This is a genomic window from Muribaculum sp. NM65_B17, assembly GCF_004793735.1.
In the GTDB taxonomy this organism is placed as follows: Bacteria; Bacteroidota; Bacteroidia; order Bacteroidales; family Muribaculaceae; genus Muribaculum; species Muribaculum gordoncarteri.
The window spans coordinates 42787-63310 of sequence record NZ_SRYY01000004.1; the positions used below are offsets into that span (position 1 = coordinate 42787).

Consider the following 20524-nt stretch of genomic DNA (forward strand, 5'->3'; position numbering starts at 1 on the left):
CTATCCTATTTAATCTTTTAAATAAAGCTTGAAATTATTATCTATAGCTTCTATACGCTCTTTTGCTATCGCGCTGTCAACCTGTTGGTACAATTGCTTTGCCATTGCATAGCTGCGCACTAAATCATCGGTACCTGAATAGAACGCATCGCCCCACGATTGAAGTGACTCGTTATTGGATATCTCCGACACAAGTTTTAGATTCGTATTAAAAGCCGATTCAACCGATAACGATACCGAAACTATCGATATTAACACTGTCTGCAAATTCAAATCATCCTCACGCTCTGCAATGTCCAATAGTCGCTCTTGGTCAAGAATTGTCGCATCCGAAAATTTATCAGGATATTTAGCTTTTATTCTGAGCCACAATAATGAAGCTTCTTCCGCAAATTTCTGTCCGATACCCATGCTGCAATAAGGGAATATATCCTCCTTCTCATTAATCACCCTGTCGCATTGAATGCCCAATGCCTCAGCCGATTCAACACCATTCATCCAGTCGACAAACAAATCATTAAGATTTTTAGGCAAATACTTGCATTCGATGTATTCGGCCGCAATATTATTCAGCATAGGCAAATAGCAAGTTCGGCGACGACACACACTATAGAAGTCCTGCAAATAAGAGTCAACCTCTTCTTCGTCGTAAATCTCCAAAGGTATCATCAGCTTTACATACTCGTCAAGGCGTGAAACATCGATATTATCTTCAATCTCCTTGATTCGTTCCTTACGTTCATTATCAGCTATTTCCAATTTTTCGTGAGCTGACTCGTTTTTACGCTTCTGGGCAATTCCGTACCAATATACAGCTGCCGACAGATTTCCTATGCCTTTATCTTTTTCTTCAAAGTATATTTCGCCGAGATTATAAGGAGAAACTTTGTCATTGCGTAGCGAAGCCTTTTTATACCATTTTATAGCCTCGGGAATGTCTTTCTTTGTTCCTACTCCCATTTGATGGAAAACTCCCATATCGATTAAGTTCTGTACTGAGTTTACCGATTCAACAGCTTTATTCAAATATCTAAATGCCTCTATATGGTTGGGCGATGTACTTAAATCGTCCCCCATATTTATAAGCATTAACGAACTGTAGTAAGGCTCGTATGCCTCTTTTAATTCGGCCTCGGCGGCACGTTTCAAGTAAACGTTGGCCTCCTCAAGAATCTTTTCATCCGCTTTATCGTCATCATATTGGCTCTTTATAAGCTTACCGTATTCCAAATCGGCAACCGGCCCTGCTCCTCCGTCAATCGCCTGTTTATAGTACTCTTTAGCTTTTTCAATTTTTATGGGAACTCCGATACCGTTGGCATAGAGATACCCGAGTCTTATAGCCGCCTCTATTTTACCGGCATCCAATGCCTTTTCAAGATATTTAAGGCCGGCAATTTCATTGGAAAACGGCAGTTCGATATCCGTAAGAATGACTCCATACTTTAACATTGCTACGGCATCTTCATTCTCGGCAGCACGTTTAAGGTATTTCATCGCTCTTTTGTCATCTTTTTGAGCCCAACTGTATTCCTGAAAATTGCTGCTGTCTTTCAGTATAATGTAATCCTCCAGCTCTTTGGTACGGAATATTTCATATAACCCCAACAACGAATCATTTCTGCCACCGCCTGCCAAATCGGCGGATTCTTCAAAATATTTTATACAATCTTCATTTTTGCCCTCAGGTGAGTTTGAGTCACGACACATTACACCGAGCATATAAAAACAATTGGATTGAAACATTGCCGCTCCACGCTTAAACCAATCCCATGCAAGTTTATCATCCTCATCTACACCTTCGCCATAATAGTACATGACCCCAATGATATAGCAAGAAAATCCATCTCCCGCACCGGCAGCTTTGAGGAACCATTTCAACGCATTTGAATAATTCTGGGCTACACCGGTACCAAAATAATAACATAATGCAATGGCCGACAAGCATGATGGCTCTCCATATTCGGCTCCTTTCATCAGCCACTCGATACCTTTTTGAGGATCTTTTGTTTTAAATGTATTTGGCTCATACATATACAGTTTGGACATATCATCGTATGCTTCCATATATCCCAATGATATTGCTTTGTTATAGCATTCAACAGCCTTATCCATATCTTGAAGTATATGATTCCCTTCCCAATACATTTGACCCATAACCGAATATGCCTCAGGGATATTGGTTTCAACGGCCTTTTTCAGCAATTCTATTCCCTTTAACGGATTCGGTCTTGTCGACCATCCAAATAATGTTTCCTTTGCAAAATAAAGAATTGCTCTATTATTTCCCGCCTTTATCGATCTTTTCAACAGCGATAGATAAGTGGGGAGATCCTTCTCCACTCCAATGCCTATAGCATAGCATTTGCACAGGGAGTATATGCCGAATGAATCATTCTTTTCCGATGACTCTTTAGCGTATTTATATGACTTTTCGTTGTCAACGTGCTTATTCTTATAATAGCACGACATGATGAATGCCGCGTATGAATTACCATTATCGGCCTGCTCCTTAACGTAGTCAAACTCCGCATCGGGAATGCTCCATATTCGAGATCGGTAATCTACTATTCCGGCAATCAATTCCCGCGAATCCTTGTAGTCGTTCAATGCGGGTTCCAGAAGATCGGAAAATGCCGATGGCAAATCGAATTCCAAAAGAGCGCTCTTGCCGAATTTATAGGACGATTCATATTTCGACTCATCAGCATTTTTATGCACACTCTTATCAATGGACGGTTTTACATTGTCGCGCTCCTGAACATTATCGGCCTTCTTGTCCTCCGACTTATCCTTTAGCTTTTTACCAAGTTGTTGCGACAGTTTCTTGCCAAGCTCAACTATTTTATCTTCATTGAATGGCACAGCGTCAATGCGGTTGAACCTCACTAACCGATAAGCCAGTTTATAATCCGACTTGAACGTGCCTATCTTAAACGACACTATGGTCTTTTCAAAGTCAATGGCCAATGCTATCTCATTGGCGGTATTCTCCGATTGATTTGAATTTTCCGACCATACAAACAGTACTATCTGACATTCAAACAAAGCTTTTGCAATGACTTCAGCAAAGTCATCGCCTAAATCGATTGCCGAGCGGTCGATAAAACTCGTTATGCCGTATTTATCCAACTCCTGCTCTATGCGGTCTACTATTTCGGAATCCTTGCGCGAATAGCTTATGAATACATCGCTCATAATGATTGGCCTATGTGAGAAAAGTTTATAAAGGCTGCAAATGCAGCTGAAATATTTCGAGAAAAAGCGGCAAAGCCCTGCCGACAAACGGTTTGTTACGACAAAGATGCTTTTCTGATTCAAATATAACTAATCCGTTTATAAATTCAAACTATTTCATGTCATATTTAGATATTAATTAACCATTGCAAATGCCTCAATGAGAAATTTTTAGTTTCCGGTAATTTTTTATCTGCCGTAATCGTGACGCGGAACAATACTCGCAATTGAAAACAACATCACGATATTAACAATAATTAGCATTGCTGTTGTTGCATTTTACCCATGTAGTATTGTATATTTGCAACCACAATACCACATTATAGTTCTTATATGAAACCAAACATTACATCCCGTGACAAAGACTTCATCGAAGCTTGTCAATCTGTTCTGTCACACTGTTCATGCGATTCGAGGCCATGCATGAGGGCTATAGTGGCATCGGCCATCACATCTCCGGCACCGAGTTACTATGTTTCACCCGATTATGCATTCCGAATCATGTCAAGCTACCTCAACCATGGTAAATTGCCAAGCAGGAGGCTTGCGCGTGAAATGTGGCTTGAGATAGCCTCTAAAGTGACACGGCTGAGGCGCGAAAATCCATCTATGCCATTGATAAAAGCGGTTACCGAGGTAACCGCGAACGAGCATGCATCGCGGTTCTTTATCTCCGACGGCTATGCGCTGCGATTGCTTCAGCGACGCAACCGCAGCAGCCGGCTCGCACTGAAGCCCAACCTGCTCTCATGGCACGACGGAGGAAATCCGTTCCGCCGCAGTCCGCGCCACATCCGCCACACACGACAATCCGATTAACACTCTAAAATTTAATATTTTATAAATCAATCAAACACACACCCATGAAAACGACTATTTCAACAGTTTCACTACGACTTAGTTACGATGAAATTGCTAAGGAAATTCACGCCGCTTCGGCCTTGCGAAGCTACTTCTCGCGAATCGACGAGCAGTTGCCGCCCATGCTGCTGAGCAACCATGACAAGGCCCTCGCTCCCGTAATAGCCGATGCCTGCGCTCTTATGGCACTGCGTCTTGCCGACAATTTGGCCGATGTCACTCTCGACAACGAAGAGTATGCTGAATTTGTGGTGATGCCACGCAACATCTCGGCGGCTTCGGCATTGCGCCGCGCATTGGAGCATGCAGTGGCCGCTTACGCGCTTCACCTCTGCTTCGCCGGGGTCGATAACACCCTTGCAGCCGACGGCTATAGAGTGGAGTCTGACACCCATATCGACGGCGTGAAGTCGTCGCTCCTGCGCATCAGCGGCACGCCCCGTGTGACGGGTTGGTGATGACGCCTGCATAAGAGCCGGTTCGACAATAAATTATTGCTACAAAGGGTGGTGAGTTGAAAAATTTTACGTAAATTTGCAGAGCTTTATAATAGCATCGGCGCAGGAGCGTCGTTTTTGTTTAACTAATTTATAACGACTTGGACACTGACCCCTTGCCAGCCACATCGCCTTTGGTAGCGATGATAATGGCTGCTGAACAACTTGTTACCGTAGTTCCCCCATCTGCAGGCTGCATAGTCGCACTCGTGTGCGCCGCCATAGCCCTTGTGGTTTCCGGATTTGTTTCAGGTAGCGAAATTGCGTATTTTTCACTCACCCCCTCACAGTGTGAGGAACTTGATGAGTCACCCAAAGGAGCATCTATAAGAAAACTGCTCTCGGCTCCGGAAAGACTTCTTGCTACTATTCTCATAGCCAACAATCTCGTCAATGTGACGATTGTTATTCTGTGTAACTTCGCCATGAACCGCATTTTCATATTTCATAGCGGAGTCCTAAGTTTTGTATTCCAGACCGTAGTACTTACATTCCTGATTTTGCTCTTCGGCGAGATTCTGCCGAAACTTTATGCCAACAACTACACCCTTCAGTGGGCGAAAATGGCCGTAGGCGGAATCGGAGCTATGGTCAAAACGTTCTCGCCGCTCTCGTCGATGCTCGTCAAGAGCTCTACTATCGTAAACCGCGTGGTCACAAAAAAGGCCGAGAACATATCTACCGACGACCTCACCCAAGCTCTTGAAATAACCGATGTAAAAGCGCCCGACGAAAAGGAGATGCTTGAAGGCATTCTCAAGTTCGGCGACACTACAGCTTCCGAAATCATGACACCGCGCGTCGATATGACCGACATCGACATCACTTCCACATTTGAAGAGGTTATGGATGTGGTGCTCTCAAGCGGATTCTCCCGACTTCCCGTCTACGCCGACACCGAGGACAACATTAAAGGCGTGCTCTACAGCCGCGACCTGCTTCCCTATATCGGACGCAAGACCGAGAACTTCGAATGGCAGAAACTTGTGCGTGAAACCTACTTCGTGCCCGAATCGCGCATGATCGACGACCTCCTTGAGGACTTCCGCCGTCGACGCATCCACATGGCTATCGTGGTCGATGAGTACGGAGGCACCCAGGGCCTTGTGACCCTTGAGGATGTACTTGAAGAGATTGTGGGCGACATCAACGACGAGTACGACGAAGAAGAGATTACCTACCGTAAGCTTCCCGACGACACCTACGTGTTTGAGGGCAAGACACTGCTCACCGACTTTTTCCGTATCACCGACCTTGACGAGGAGGATTATGCCGCCGTAACCGAGGATTGCGACACCCTTGCCGGAATGTTGCTTGCCATAAAGGGTGACTTCCCCAAAAGCAAGGAGTCGATTGTCTACGGCCGCTGCCGATTCCTCGTGTTGACAATAGAGCGTCATCGCATAGCAAGCGTAAGAGTCAAGGTAATGCCTGTCGAGGACTATGCTGAAAAGTGATCTACGCCGCAGTCGCGTCATAAGCTATGCGGCAGTACTGCTTGTCACGGCCGTTTCCGTGCTTGGAATGGAGTGTGGCCGCTCCGACAACAGCTCCCCCGCCCCGCGGCGCACGGCCTACCCCCGCATCGAGTGTTACGACACGGTCTACGCCCGCGTCAACTCTTTCCCTTTGAACTTATGGATAAACTTCAACGCTTCGGTCGACGGACAACGCGATGACGACGGCTCGCAATGGCTCGATGTCACCTATCCGCGTTACAACGCCGTCCTGCACCTCACCTATACGCCTGTCAACCGTGGCACAGCAGCCCGGGTGCTCGACAACCGCCGGGAGCGCATGGACATGAACGTTGGCGAACATCATGCCGATGTTACCGCAACAACCTCGCAGTCGGGCGTGACATCCCTTATCGTCAAGGCTCCTGCCGCTGTCGTGACTCCGCTGCAGTGGATGGCTACCGACAGCGTTGCATTTGTGCTCAGCGGTGCCCTGGAGATTAAAGGCAACGACAGGTCGGCGGAAGAAACGGCTCCTATTGTCGAAGCCGTCTACAACGACATCCTGATGGCGGCGCGGAGGCTGTCACGTGATGATTGATACCCTTGAACTTGCCGGATGCAGGGTCTACCTGCTGGAATTTGCCGTGGGCGACAGGTGCAGCGGTCAGCGCGAAGGCGAAAAGCGGGCCGTAAGGGAGATTGTTGAGTCGGTTTTCGGCGACAATGCCGTTTTGTCGCATCGCCCCGACGGTTCACCCGTGGTCGAGGGATGCAATGTGGAAATATCGGTTTCCCACTGTCGCGGAGTCGCGGCGGTTGCTGTCAATACCGATTCGCAGCGCATCGGCATCGACATCGAGGAGTTTCGCGACGCCTTGAAGAAGGTCGCTAAAAAATATCTTTCACCGGCTGAAATGGAGCGATGCACCGCTCCCTGCCAACTGCTTACCGCATGGACCGTCAAGGAGGCCCTTTACAAGGCCGCCGGAGTAAGCGGTGTGAATTTTGCCAACGGTGTGAGGCTTCCGTTGCCTGAAAGCGACACGGGCGAAGTCGACACTCCGTCGGGTGTCAAGCGGTTCAAGGTCATGTCGGTTGACTGGCGAGGTCGACGGCTCAGCATTGCCATTCCCTGCGCTCACTCCTTTATTCCGTAGGCAAGATCGCCGGCATCACCGAGTCCCGGCACAATGTAGCTGTGGGAATTTATTTCGGGGTCTATTGCGCCCACCCACACCGTGGTCTTGTCATCGGGAAATCGTTCGCGTATATAGTCTATCGCAACCTGTGAGGCGATCACCGATGCTATGTGAATCTTTTCGGGCTCACCCTTTGTAAGCAACGCCCGGTAGCTCAGCTCCATCGATGCGCCGGTGGCGAGCATGGGATCGGCAAGTATGAGCGTCTTCCCGTCAAGGCGCGGCGATGCTATGTATTCAATGAACACATCGAAGTTCTCTTTCTCCTTATATTTGCGATAAGCCGACACAAAAGCGTTTTCGGCCTGATCGAGTGTGTTCAGGAAGCCGAGATGAAAAGGCACTCCTGCGCGGAATATCGTGCCGAGCACAACTTTGTCGGCAATTACATTGCAGGTTGCGGTGTCGAGCGGTGTCGTTATTTCGACCTGACGGTAATTGAATGTCTTGCTTATTTCGTAGGCCATAATCTCGCCTATTCTTTCAAGATTGCGGCGGAATCGGAGCATGTCGTGCTGAATGTCGACATTACGCAGCTCCATCATGTATTGACTGATGACCGAATGATTGTCGTCGAAGTTTACTATCTTCATGGTTGTTATTGTTTAGTGACGGTGTTATGTTGTTATGAGAGGCCCTTCTCGGCGATAAGGTCGTAGAACTCCTTGCCGGGAGCCACGTGCATTATATTGAATCCCAATGCGGCCGCAGCATCGACATTGGCCTGCGAATCGTCGAAAAACAGGGTTTCCTCAGGCTGTATGCCCAATTTGCTCACGACACGCTCAAATATTTCGGCATCGGGCTTTATGCACTTCTCCTCAAATGAGGTGACGGTGCCGTCGAAGTAGTCGTGCAGTTGCAGTCCCTCCTGGCGGAACTCCTCGGCGATGCGCGAATTCCACATGATTGAGTTGGTGTTGGAGAGCAGGTATATTCCGAAGCGCTCACGGAGTTTGCGCAGCTCTTGCAGTCGGCGCAAGGGTATTCCCACCAGAAATTGGTTGAATGCGTTGTCGATTGCGGCATCGTCGACATCCTCGGGAATGTGACGGCGCACCTCCTCGCGAAACTCCTCTTCAGTTATTTTACCCTCCTCAAGTTTCAGGAATGGGCCCTTCTGGCCGTAGTCGCCCAGAAAGCGGTCTATGTCGTTCATTCCGAGCCGACGGAAAGCTGCCTCGCAGTTTTGTCGGCGTATGTCCATGATGACACCGCCGAGGTCGAAAAGCAAATTCTTTATCATGTCACAAACTTACTAAATTTTATCATTACGGCATCGCATTAAATGCCCGAAAATGCAGAATCCGGCAACTCAGTTCAGTGAGAGGCCGGATTCCGTAAAAATTTTAATTGGCTTATTATATCGACAAGCGGCGAAGTGTGTTGAGCAGGTCGCGGTTGATGGGCTTGTCATTCTTGATGGCCTTTGAGAACGGAACGTAGACAATCTGGTCGTTGGATATACCGATCATCACGTTGCGCTGATCCTCAAGGAGAGCGTCGATGGCGGCTGAACCGAGGCGCGACGCAAGGATGCGGTCGCTTGCCGTGGGTGAACCACCGCGCTGCAGATGTCCGAGTATCGACACTCTTACATCATAGCCGGGATACTCGTTCTTCACGCGTTCGGCGAGAGCCATTGCACCGCCGGTGACGGGGCTTTCGGCTACGAGCACGATCGATGAGTTTTTGCTCTTGCGGAATCCGTTCTGGATAAGTTCGGCCAACTGGTCGACCTCGGTCGATATTTCGGGGATTATAGCTGCTTCGGCTCCGGCGGCTATGGCACCGTTAAGGGCAAGGAAGCCTGCGTCGCGGCCCATAACTTCGATAAAGAAGAGTCGCTCATGGCTCGTTGCGGTGTCACGTATCTTGTCGACACACTCCATGATGGTGTTGAGGGCTGTGTCGTAGCCTATGGTCTTGTCGGTACCAAACAGGTCGTTGTCAATTGTACCGGGAAGACCGATGATGGGGAAATTGAATTCGGAAGCGAATATGCGCGCTCCTGTAAGCGAGCCGTCGCCGCCTATCACAACAAGAGCGTCGATGCCGTGCTGGCGTATTGTGTCGTAAGCAAGCTGTCGTCCTTCTGCTGTTTCAAACTCTTTACAACGGGCGGTTTTCAGGATTGTGCCGCCCATCTGAATGATATTCGATACGTTTTGGGTCTTGAATTCAACTATCTCGTTGGTTATAAGGCCGCGATAGCCGCGGTAGATGCCTTTTACCTTGAAACCGCTGAATATTGCCGAGCGGGTTACCGCACGAATTGCGGCGTTCATTCCGGGAGCGTCGCCTCCCGAGGTGAGAATACCAATAGTCTTAATTGCTGGCATATATATTATTATTAATAAAATGAACAAGCGTCACGGCGCAAAGATACTTAATAGGAGTGTGATATGCAATAAATGAAATCCTAAATTTTATTTACGGGGCTCTCTGCGTCGGCGTCACCGTTGTTCATGTTGTCGGCCGGCGTTGAGGCCTCGGCGGCCTTGGTTGTTGCTACAGGTTCCACAGCGGTGATGATGCAGCATGTGGCACCGCGCCAGGGGAGCGATCCCCAATAGCGTTTATAGGTGACATTGACCTGACGGCCGGTACCCTTGACATCTACGAGCATTTTTGCCAGTTCGGGATTGTCGACCGAGAAGATGAAGTCACGTGAATAGAGTCGCGTCGAGTCGGTAAGCGCACTCTGCACAATCATCTGTCCCTCCCAGGTCTTGAACACGATTCCCCTGCGCTCCATCGACACTATATAGCCTCGCTCGGTGGCATCGGTAACGTATGGATTGAAGTAGCGTATCCATGTAGCGGCGGCGAGCACAAGCGCGATAATGACCACCGACCACCAGAATATGCGTTTCCACGCGCGGCGACGGCGATGCGGCTTCTCCTCGCGTGCGGGCTGCTGTGGCTCGTTGGCTTCAGTCTTGGCGTTAATGTCGTTGTCGAAGTTGATCGTTGAAGGCTGCGTCGACTGCTTGTTATCATCGTCGTCGGCCATGAAGTAATCGGGCTTGTTGTCGAAGTCCATGTTATAGGGAGCTTTAGTTGATTGATTGTTGTTGCTTTGAGGTGACGCTGCGCTTGTCGAGGGCTATGCCGATGAATGCATATAGTCCGAGCAACACAAGCAGGCATGTCTGTGCGCCCCACACTATCATGGCGAATGCCGCAGCCTGATTCATGCCCACGCCGTAGATGCCGAGCGAGAAAATGACGGCAATGTGCCAGGGGCCGAGTCCGCCGTTGCTGGGGATGCCCATAGATACGCTCGAAAGCACGAATGTCACGAGAGCGGCCACGATGCCGAGATGCTCGGTGAAGGGGAAAGCGAAGAATGCAAGATAGAGCTGCATGAAGTAGCAGCCCCAGATGGCTACGGTGTAGAGGAGCCAGCGGCCCTTGTGAGGCATGCGACCTATGACGGCAAATCCTTCCCAAAGGTCGGCCACTGCCTTGCGCACCTTCAGCACCCATTTGTTGGTGGTGCGGCTTGTGAATAGCCACACAAGCAGGAGCGCGCCCACTACGACTACGCCCCACACCCACGGCGAACTGATTGTGTTGAGAATGCCCTGATAGGTTTCAGGATATTTTTCGCCGAAAGCGATAAACGCGCTGTTGGCGATGAAGAATGTGCTCACTGTGAGCAGCAGCACGGTCACGGTGTCGGCAAGTCGGTCACACACCATTGAGCCAAACACGGTGGTGAATTGCGAGTCTTGTCTTTTTGCGATGTAGATCGAGCGCCACAGTTCGCCAAGACGCGGAAATATCAGGTTTATGGCGTAGGTGCCGAATATACTCCACACGAGAGGATTCAGCGGAGTCCTTATGTTGAGCGCATTAAGCTGTATGCTCCAGCGCATGGCTCGGAAAATGTGGGAAAATATGCTGATTACGAGAGCTATACCTATCCAGATGTAGTTGCATTTGCTTATCTCCTCCTTCATGGCTTCGATGTCGACCTTTGTGTAAAGGTAGTAGCATAACCATGCGCTCAGCACTATAGGCAATCCGTACTTGAACAGGTTGCGAAGCAGGTCCATTGATTTTTTCTTTTCCACGTTGTTGAAAAATGTAGGTTGAAAGACTCACTTTAGTGATGCAAAGATAGCACAATTAAATTACACCGTCACAACATAGCCAAGCCTAATTTGGGCAACGAAATGGATGATTGTTTCTATTTGTTGGCATAAAGGTCGAATAATAGGTAAATATTATGATGATTTTATGAAATATCTTATTTTTGTGGAATCAAAGGATAAAAACTGACATGAAAGAACAATCAATCGAGCTCGACCACATTAAGCATATTGCCAATTTTTCATCAGACTACAGCAGTTTCGGCCGCGATTACGTGTTTTCACGGTTGAAGCCGGGCACGCATCCGGCGTTGAACTATGAGAGTCCGTGGCGTTTCAACGGCATGACATTGGTGCTGGCCCTTGAAGGATTTAAGTCTATAGAGGTCAATCTTGAGATGCTGGAGGTAAGTCCGGCATCGATAATATCGATACATCCCGACAGCATCGTGAGAATGGGTGAGATTGACTGGTCACACCTTGAAGCATACGTCCTGTTTATGTCACGCGATTTCATCCGCGACATAAACCTCGACATGAACGTGATTAATGCAAGTGTGCTGATGTCGCATCATAAGCCGGTAATAAAGCTTTCCGATAAGGAAACCGAACTCGTGCGACGCTATCTTGAACTGCTGCACCTGAATGCTTCGGAGGACGAAAAAAGTCTATACGTAAAGAGCATTGCCCGCAATCTTGTGGCCGCACTCGTTTATCAGATTATGGAAGCCGTGTCAAAGCGCAAGAACGAAACCGAGGAGGAACCCGATTCTCACTCGCGTTCTCGCCGTGTGAGTTATGTCCACGATTTTATGACTCTTGTCAACCGACACCACGGGCGGGAGCGTTCGGTGGGATTCTATGCCGACAAGCTTTACATCTCTCCGAAATATCTGTCGCTGATAATCAAGGAATCGACCGGTCGCAGCGCAGCCGAATGGATCGACGAGTATGTGATACTTGAAGCCAAAAATCTGCTCCGGTTCTCAGGCAAAAACATCCAGCAGATAGCCTACGAGCTCAACTTTACCAACCAGTCATCGTTTGGTAAATACTTCAAGCACCTCACCGGCATGTCGCCTTCGGAATTCCAACGCTCCTGATTAGTGGCGGCGGCGATGGCGGTTGCGGCGGCGCGACCTGTGGGCGATGAGCTTTTCAAGCGTGCTTTTGCCCGGTTGGCCGGCAGCAGGGACATTGACTGCGGCAGGCGCAGGCTCGGCCACCGGAGCGGGCTGTCGGCCGCTTGGCACCGTTGCCGGGGCAGGAGATGCCGATTCCGGTTGCTTAACCACTTTCACAGGGTCAGACTGCACTGCGGGCTTAGGTTGCATTGCGGGGCTGGGCTGCGCCGAAATGTTGCGGACTATCGAGGGCCTTTGCTCGGCCTCCTGGCGGCGGGATTGTGATGCGGCCTTGCGCTCGCGGGCGAGGCGGCGAAGCTCACGGGCACGATAGCGGCGGCGTATCGTGGGCATGATGAGCATGAAGATGGCGCGGGGAACGCCCTCCGAAACTTCAATTACCGTCAGGTCGCGCTGATAGGCCTCGATTGCGGCGCATATCTCGTCGCGGTAATGCTTGGGAAGGCGGTCGACTGCATCCTTCCACTCCTGATCAAACTTTAATCCCCGGCCTCGGCGGCTCTGTACTTTCGATGTATTTTCCATAGTTACTTTTTTCCTGCAAATATAGTACGCCGAAACCCCCGATTTCACCCCATAATGTCGCGAAGCGATTTCGCACATGTAATGCCCGTCGGCATATCCCGGGTTGCACATCCCTCTGCCGACGTATTTCATCCTGCTTGGACTGATTAAGCGGTTTGAGGCTTTCTCCGTCACGACCGTATGCGATTCCCTTCCATTTCATCACGATATTTCGTGGCGAGGCCGGAATCTTGAACATCAGTATTCGCTTTCCATCTACCTCAATCGGGATAATCTCGCGGAAAGTCTGTCCATCGGTGGTATGCTGAGAGAAATCGTGCTTGAGATTGTTGAGAGCCCCTTCGCCGTTTTTATATGACGTGCCGACAATCTCATGCCTTTTTTCATCATAGCCAAAAATCAGCCACGCGAAATCGAGTTTGCGAAGATTCGCCTCATTGCTCAACGCCGAGAAATACTTGCCCAAGTCATCAAAGTCGAAGTTGTTCTCCGCCTTCTTGAACTCAACTACTTCACTCTCTGAATGATTAGTAATTGTTTGGAAAACCTCTTTATACATAGACATCTCGTATTGACTTAAAATGAATTAATCAATTGTGGATTAATCGTGAAGAAACTTACTATCACTTTTTTTGACGATATCCTCTATTTGATTATTTGAGAAACCGATAAAATTTAATAAGCAACAAATCAGCAATTTCCTAATTCTGCTTGTTAAAAGATATAACTCTAATCCATCTTTTGCAAATGGCTTTTTATCTTTAGGGACAAAATGAGAAAAATAATGTCTAGAGTCTACGATTTCCTGAATATTAATCTCATCTAGTTTGAGAATCGCTATTCCGTTAAATTCGTTTATCAATGATTCCAATATGGTGTTTAAATGGGTTTGCCTTCTACTTGGAATATGATTCTCCAACTTATAATCATCATCTCTAAATCTCCACCAAAAACCTTCTATCGCTTGAATAATAACAAGGAAGTCTACACTAGAAAATGTTCCTTTTTGACTAACACACTCAATCAAATGATGACGTATGGGTGCAATATCCGCCTGTTCACTATACCATTTTTTTAGAATTGTTTTGAATTCAGTTTTTATGGTATCATACGAGAAAAGAAATGACCATCTTTTTGTTATATTTTGTTCATCTTTAATTTCTGTGCCATGGTATACGCGTATGTATTGTATTGGAAAGAAATGTTTCGTTCCATTTTCTAACTGCTGATATTTTGATTTATCATATAAAACAATTTTGCTACTTTCGACAGGCTTTAAAGCAGCAAATGACAGGAATTGTTCAAATAGGAAAATCTTTCCAAGAACATCTCTTAAAGAATAGTCAGATTTGTTGGTCAATGAAATCACTGTTTTTTGTTTTATTTTTGGCTCAAAATAATCTCCTTTATAGTTAACAGCCCCATCAATGGATAATGTGTATTCTTCAATATCTACAGTATCAATATGAAATCCTTCTGGTTTAAAAGAAATACAATATTTTTCAATTTGCTTTTCATTAAAGAACGTGGTAGTTTCAATCGAATTCGGTGTTGCCCATAAACTGAGATAAGGAATTTCTATTTGTGTCTTAAAGAACAAAGGATTATCCAATGTCTCAATGTGAGTCCCAATAATTAAATGTTGACACCTATAACGTTGGATTGGGAATCTGCAACTGAAATTTAGGTTTCCTCCAGATGGATAGCAGTTTAAAAGAGAGATATCTTTTGCATCGGAACTATATCCGAAGATGACACCTTCTTCCTCGCGATTAATAAACTCTTCCATTGCTGAGATTCCAGATTTAAGCTGCCCAACCAGTTCTAAAACTATAGATTCGTTGGGAGTATATGTCAAAATTCCGGCAACAGCTGTATCCGGAGAAGAAGGAAGCCACCAATACCCTTTAATTATAATTTGTTCCGTCATTTCAGTAAATCTCAAATATTAAATTTTCCGATTTTATGACTCTAATGTACATTCACTTTACCCACAATCATCCGATAAACAATCCTTTTCCCTCGAACATTCATTATTCCGCTGACCGGGAGAAAACATCTGACTCATTTGATTTACAAGCATATTCTGATTTTGCATATTTTGATATGCAACGTAATCCCAAAATAGGCAGTTATCCCATAACCCTATTTCTATCTCGTTTATTAGATTTTCAATTATACCCGATTTCAAGTTGCCATTATCTTCATAGAACATATTATCGTGTACCCTAAAATAAAACACTAAAATTGCCTGAAGTTCTCCCGGAGTAAAATATGAAATCCAGTTATTAGGGTCGGAAATTTTATCATTTATGTACCGACTATGCTTCATCACACAATTGACATAACGTTTTGCCAATTCACGTAATGTATTCAATCGCAAATTAGAGGAAAAATGATTCTCTGCATCTTCATAGAATAAATAGTCACAGTTGCCTTTATTCAACTGAGCTATTATACTATCCATTTCCTCGTTCAAAATCGTACTATCTGAGAATTTAATATTCGATATCTGGAAAGATGATGAAGCTGGAACTATTATAGGTACTCCAAGTTTATGAAGCGCAACTATTACAGCACGTTTCTCTGATATACTTAATGTTGTATTGAAATCGTGTTGGGCATTGGAGAATGGTTGACCAACATATTTTTTTAATAATTCAATAGCTTTTATTGCAGTTTTACGAGTGGCAATTTTTCCTGATTGTTGAAACTCATAGAGTTTCTTGGAACCGTACATAGTTCCTATAAAAGCTCCAATTGCGGTGGTTAATATTGTTATTATAGCTGTTTCCATATTATCGAATTAGAAGGCGAAGAACTTGTCTTGCATTCGGTTTTTGAGGTTGAACTTTTGGGTAGAGTTGAGGGCGCGCTCAATGCAGATGAACTTGGTGTCGGTGTTCTGCATAAAGTAGTCAACTGTAGAATCACTTAGTGAGTTGTCAACACAGATATATGCTTCTTTTGTGCTATCAGTAGCGAGATATACTGTGTTATCAGTAAATGATGGTTGCAATTCCAGTTTGTATGTAAGCATAAATCCACGGGAAATGAGTATTTCTGTGATTAGCTCTTGGTCATCAAAACCCATAGAGAGCTGTTGCTCCTTTTCCGCAACATATTTGCGGAAAAGTTCAAGATTCTCTTCCTCTGACTTCTCCGGGTCGGGGGCAAAATCAGTCCGGGGGAAAGAAGATTTTGCAAGAGTAAATACCTTGAAACCGAGTTGATTCAACTGTTGCTGATCTTCAGTGGTGAGAATCCTTCCATTAAAATCTGCTTTAACCTTTTCTGCGACAGCCTTGTTTCGTGCAATCGTAATATCACTGATTTTCTTGAATCCTCGATTAATAGCTTCTTTATTTTCAGGAGATAAGGCAACTGGGAACTGAACAAGAATAAACTCTCTTGACCCACCATCTCTAAGATTAAGATTAGTTACAGCATGACCAGTCGTTCCAGTACCCGCATAAAAATCGAGTATAATACTATCTTTGTTGTTGTTAAGTTTTAGTATATATTCTAAAAGTTGTGTAGGTTTGGGATATCGAAATCCATAAATACCAAGACTCTCGAGTTCAGATGTAGCAGTCTGAGTCCCTCCTAAGTTTTGAAGGACAGAAATGACATGACTCTTGATTCCTCTATCTTTAATACAGTCAATTCCTCCTGCATTGGTCAGCACGAATCTTGTATTTTGATTTTTAGTATCTTTAACCGGTTCCCAATTATTGTCTTCACTCATGAATTGGTCAAGCTGCGCACGGGCTGCCCAACCACTAGTGATTTCGACATCATTTTTGACCTTAAAGTTTTCTACTACTATATCTACATCGTGGTGGGGCCAATGATTAGATTGAGCTTTAAACACCATATTTTCCACTTCTGCAGGGAAACCGGCTCTAAGTGTCAAAGTCTGAATCGGATTTTTGGGACCATTTTTTACAATCGTATTACGTATAAATTGGTTATTTAGTTTACTCCCATCTCCGACATTTGGATCCACAAGGTCTGGGAAGTCAAATTTATTCGCATCCTTAGCGTATAACAACACATACTCGTGGCAACTCTTGATTTTTGCTTGATTATCAAAGTTCCCGTCTGTAATCCATACGAATTGAGCAATAAAATTCTCTGGCATAAAGACTTCTTCGCATATCTTTTTTAGATGCGCGACCTCTTTATCATTAATCGAAATAAGTATTATGCCATCTTCTGAAAGTAAATCCCGCGCCTTTAGTAGGCGCGAGTAAATATCACTCATCCAAACACTATGTTTTCTTCCTTCTGGGACGGACATTGAGTCAATGAGAACGCCATCTTCAGTAATATTGGCATCTTCCCAATATTGCGTACGACTTTCTGAATAATTGTCATTATATGCCGTGAGTGCATCTGCATTATACGGAGGATCTATATAGATGACTTTTATTTTATTACGATAAGATGATGTGAGTATCTTTAAGACTTCAAGATTATCTCCCTCAATTACCACATTTTTGGTTGTATCGGCATTTACACTGCGTTCTTCATCATAATGCAGTGTAGCGCGAGTAGGCATAAAGGCGTTTCGTTTGGCCTTCGATTTGCCAAACCATCGGAATTCATAGCGTTCTGTCTCGTCAACGCTATCGGGATTTACTGCCTTTTTGACTTCATTGAGGTCAAGTTTACCTTCTTGCGTAAACCAGTCCGGAAACATTTTGCGTAATGTTTCAAGACGTTCAGCATTGATGTCTGGCGACTGTATGATGTGGTCTTTATATGTTTCCATTGTTGTTTATTGTCTGGTTGGCTTGCGCCTTGAAAGTATCATATTCTTTAATCGGTGCTTTATAGTAAGCCTCGATTCCGAGTGATTTAAAATGTTTGACAGCACACTTTATACGTCCGATTTCATGGGGCGTCAAAGCTCGCGTGTCATTAATATCATCTGTGCCTTTTATCTCGACAACGAAATAATATTCTTTATCTTCATTAGGGCTGCTCAATAGTCTTTTGTGCAAAACCACCCCAAAATCAGGTTCATAGTTCCCTATAGGGGTCGGTATTTTATACCATGACGGGAATTTGAGAAAACACAGAACTTCAGTATTTGTGATTTTGTCTGCCTCTTTCGCAAATTCCTTCTCGTATAGACTGTCATAAAGGGACTTATCCCATACTCCATGATTGGGAGTGGCTATCCAATCTTCGCATCCGTCTTTGGAAAAATCATCGAACTTAAACTCATAGATGTTTCCGGTAGGAGTGTATTCTATACAACGCACCAATTCGTCAAGCTGGACCTGCCGAATCTTAAAGACAGCCTGCTCCATGAAAACAGGCGGATTCTTGATATATTGACCCTGATTGTTGATTCCAGCAACAATCTTGAGGACAGATGTGTAACAGAGTCCCGTCTTTTCGCTGATTTCCTCAACAAGATCATGAGGATTGAATCTTGCTCTACCTGCATAAGATTCAGAACCATAATACTCGGCATTATTCAGATTACTGATATCAGTTATCCTCATGCTTTGGACCTCAAGGATATAGTCATTGATTCGTATTTCATTCAGAGATTCTATACTTCTTCTGATTAACTCATCCTCGTCCATGTGGATTCGGTAAACGGTTTTCTGCGCAACGACATTCCAAAAGCGACGGAACACGCTCATGAAAGTTTTATCTCTTTTTAATTTGAATGTCACACGGTTTAACCGTTTACCCTTATGGGTATGTTTCGGTTTTGGAATGTTGCCTCCTATTCCATATTGTTCCTCGTATTCTTGTTGATAGCTACGAGCAAAAGTCTCGTAAGTTTCATTTGGGACAATTGTGAGTTGGTTAATTTGCTCTTCTTCTGGCGTTTCAGCACTATCGTAAACACGCTCTCCGCTTTGGTTTACGCAAATGCGAAGTCCTCTGCCAATTTCCTGACGTTTTTTGTTTTCAGAATAGCTTTCATTAAGCGTTGCAATACCAAACACGTTGGGATTATCCCAGCCTACACCTAAAGCGGAATGGGAAAAGATAAAATCAATCGGACTTTCAAAAGAAAGAAGTCTCTGCTTGTTATGCAGAATCTCATCAAAAATCTCTTTGTTCTTTCTGCAAGCATCCTCTTTATCGGTATATTCGCCTTGTGTGGTCTTGGCAAAATAAAAACCTTGTGCAGCCAGTACATCGGAATCAGCCGGCTGTTTGCCATCATTAAATTCAGCATAGACTTGGCGATACTTCTGCTCAAAAAGTTGCTTTATTATCGGTCGTTCAGGACTCATATAGTTAGCAACTCTATCAATGAATATCAATGATAGATTTTTAATGCCCTGCGGTCTTAGCCTATTTCGATTCTCAAAATGGCGTCGAATTAACCATTCAAGCTGCAATGCCCAAACTTGTTCTTTATTTGAAGATGATGAACCCTCAATAATTTCAGACCCATTTGTAAATACAACGTGCCATTTACGGTCGGTCATTGATTTATAGATGCGGCTTATGGTATAGTCTCGATAAGACTCATTGCCGGATTTGTCGGCAAGGTTATCATCTTTTTTCAACAAGCCAGACTCTTTGAACTCAAAGCGACCTTTGGATTTATTCAGCTTCCATAGTTTTAACTTGACCTTTACCTGAGTTGCTGTTGATTGCACCTGACTAATCTCTAATTTCAAGGTTGCCTCATCATTGCTTTCCGATACGGTTAAGACTTCCAACTTTTTTACCAATCCGAGTCGGTAACTTTCAGCCGGAGTAAGTTGGTACAGCACATTCTTTTTAACGGCATGGGTAGCTGAATAACGAAGTTTAAACAGAGGCTGGAGTTTGGCTATCCATTGTTTAGAATTGTCAGTATCCATACCCTCCTGAGGCTCATCCATCAATATTATCGGATGTGTCTGAGCAAGAGACTCAAGATGTGGAAGATTGTTGAACATGTCTTCACGATCAACCTGATTCAATATATTATTCTCAGAGTTGAATGATGCCATTGTAAGCACCATAATCTGAAGATTGTCAGAGGTGATAAAATCGTGAAGTAAGCTTATTTTTGAACTATCATAAACAAATACATCAGGGGTTACATCATACTTATCCGATAGTTGTTCTTTGAAATTCTCAAAAGTATCAATAACGCCCTGGCGGATGGGGACAGAAGGAACAAGGACAATAAATTTGCTTAGACCATATTGCCTAAATAGTTCATATGCAGTTTGAAGATATGTAAGCGTCTTTCCCGTGCCTGTCTCCATTTCAATACAAGCATCATTCTCATTTACCAAAAATGCCTGTGTATCTGAAACGCCATTCTCATGGATGATACTTTGTATGTTATCAAGTATTTGTTGGCTTGATAAGGAGCATACATTCATGTGAATATCCTCATTATGGGCATTATCGTAAGTATTACGTTCCATGCCACGAAAGATGTCAGCCACACTTTGTATGGCCGTTATCTGGTGTTGAGGATTTTCAAGTTTGAATTTCATAAGATACTATAAAGAATAAACG

General features: G+C 45.0%; 18 protein-coding genes. 6 read left to right on the plus strand and 12 right to left on the minus strand.

The window, feature by feature from the left end:
- Positions 1–9 precede the first annotated feature (9 nt).
- The gene (locus tag E5354_RS06880) at positions 10–3198 is read right to left on the minus strand and encodes a toll/interleukin-1 receptor domain-containing protein (protein ID WP_123394741.1); all 3189 of its coding nucleotides are present in this window, start codon (positions 3196–3198) and stop codon (positions 10–12) included.
- A gap of 372 nt (positions 3199–3570) precedes the next feature.
- Here E5354_RS06880 and E5354_RS06885 point away from each other — a divergent pair, with 372 nt between their 5' ends.
- The 5 genes from E5354_RS06885 (at position 3571) to E5354_RS06905 (ending at position 7212) form a co-directional block, all read left to right on the plus strand.
- A complete protein-coding gene (locus E5354_RS06885) occupies positions 3571–4056 on the plus strand; it encodes a hypothetical protein (RefSeq protein ID WP_123394742.1) in 486 nt (161 codons plus the stop codon).
- A gap of 44 nt (positions 4057–4100) precedes the next feature.
- Positions 4101–4556, plus strand: a complete 456-nt coding sequence (locus E5354_RS06890) for a hypothetical protein (protein ID WP_135946881.1) — start codon at positions 4101–4103, stop codon at positions 4554–4556.
- A 188-nt stretch (positions 4557–4744) separates the two neighbouring features.
- The gene (gene gldE, locus E5354_RS06895) at positions 4745–6052 is read left to right on the plus strand and encodes a gliding motility-associated protein GldE (RefSeq protein ID WP_238337191.1); all 1308 of its coding nucleotides are present in this window, start codon (positions 4745–4747) and stop codon (positions 6050–6052) included.
- Positions 6039–6653, plus strand: coding sequence for a hypothetical protein (locus E5354_RS06900; protein WP_135946882.1), 615 nt, complete (start codon positions 6039–6041; stop codon positions 6651–6653). The genes gldE and E5354_RS06900 overlap by 14 nt, the downstream gene beginning before the upstream one ends.
- The gene (locus E5354_RS06905) at positions 6646–7212 is read left to right on the plus strand and encodes a 4'-phosphopantetheinyl transferase family protein (RefSeq protein ID WP_123394746.1); all 567 of its coding nucleotides are present in this window, start codon (positions 6646–6648) and stop codon (positions 7210–7212) included. The genes E5354_RS06900 and E5354_RS06905 overlap by 8 nt, the downstream gene beginning before the upstream one ends.
- Here the strand turns inward: E5354_RS06905 and upp are convergent.
- The 5 genes from upp to E5354_RS06930 form a co-directional block, all read right to left on the minus strand.
- Positions 7194–7847 (minus strand): uracil phosphoribosyltransferase, encoded by a 654-nt coding sequence (gene upp, locus E5354_RS06910; protein ID WP_123394747.1) that lies wholly within the window; start codon positions 7845–7847, stop codon positions 7194–7196. The genes E5354_RS06905 and upp overlap by 19 nt on opposite strands.
- Positions 7848–7879: 32 nt before the next feature.
- A complete protein-coding gene (locus E5354_RS06915) occupies positions 7880–8500 on the minus strand; it encodes an HAD family hydrolase (protein WP_123394748.1) in 621 nt (206 codons plus the stop codon).
- 115 nt (positions 8501–8615) lie between these two features.
- Positions 8616–9596 carry a 6-phosphofructokinase gene (pfkA, locus tag E5354_RS06920; RefSeq protein ID WP_123394749.1) on the minus strand — a complete coding sequence of 327 codons (981 nt, stop codon included), beginning with the start codon at positions 9594–9596 and terminating at the stop codon, positions 8616–8618.
- An 80-nt stretch (positions 9597–9676) separates the two neighbouring features.
- Positions 9677–10300, minus strand: coding sequence for a hypothetical protein (locus tag E5354_RS06925; protein ID WP_123394750.1), 624 nt, complete (start codon positions 10298–10300; stop codon positions 9677–9679).
- Positions 10301–10313: 13 nt separating this feature from the next.
- A complete protein-coding gene (locus E5354_RS06930; protein WP_135946883.1) occupies positions 10314–11336 on the minus strand; it encodes a lysylphosphatidylglycerol synthase transmembrane domain-containing protein in 1023 nt (340 codons plus the stop codon).
- Between the two features lie 209 nt (positions 11337–11545).
- Here E5354_RS06930 and E5354_RS06935 point away from each other — a divergent pair, with 209 nt between their 5' ends.
- Positions 11546–12457 (plus strand): helix-turn-helix domain-containing protein, encoded by a 912-nt coding sequence (locus E5354_RS06935; protein WP_135946884.1) that lies wholly within the window; start codon positions 11546–11548, stop codon positions 12455–12457.
- Here the strand turns inward: E5354_RS06935 and E5354_RS06940 are convergent, their stop codons facing one another.
- The 6 genes from E5354_RS06940 to E5354_RS06965 are packed head-to-tail and all read right to left on the minus strand — an operon-like array spanning position 12458 to position 20502.
- The gene (locus tag E5354_RS06940; RefSeq protein WP_135946885.1) at positions 12458–13024 is read right to left on the minus strand and encodes a DUF6291 domain-containing protein; all 567 of its coding nucleotides are present in this window, start codon (positions 13022–13024) and stop codon (positions 12458–12460) included.
- A complete protein-coding gene (locus tag E5354_RS06945; protein WP_246863759.1) occupies positions 12972–13583 on the minus strand; it encodes an ATP-binding protein in 612 nt (203 codons plus the stop codon). Before E5354_RS06945 ends, E5354_RS06940 begins: the two co-directional genes overlap by 53 nt.
- A gap of 42 nt (positions 13584–13625) precedes the next feature.
- The gene (locus tag E5354_RS06950) at positions 13626–14954 is read right to left on the minus strand and encodes a HEPN domain-containing protein (protein ID WP_123394755.1); all 1329 of its coding nucleotides are present in this window, start codon (positions 14952–14954) and stop codon (positions 13626–13628) included.
- Between the two features lie 57 nt (positions 14955–15011).
- Positions 15012–15821, minus strand: a complete 810-nt coding sequence (locus E5354_RS06955; RefSeq protein ID WP_123394756.1) for a hypothetical protein — start codon at positions 15819–15821, stop codon at positions 15012–15014.
- A gap of 9 nt (positions 15822–15830) precedes the next feature.
- The gene (locus E5354_RS06960) at positions 15831–17801 is read right to left on the minus strand and encodes a site-specific DNA-methyltransferase (RefSeq protein WP_123394757.1); all 1971 of its coding nucleotides are present in this window, start codon (positions 17799–17801) and stop codon (positions 15831–15833) included.
- Positions 17788–20502, minus strand: a complete 2715-nt coding sequence (locus E5354_RS06965; RefSeq protein WP_123394758.1) for a DEAD/DEAH box helicase family protein — start codon at positions 20500–20502, stop codon at positions 17788–17790. The genes E5354_RS06960 and E5354_RS06965 overlap by 14 nt, the downstream gene beginning before the upstream one ends.
- Positions 20503–20524: the final 22 nt, after the last annotated feature.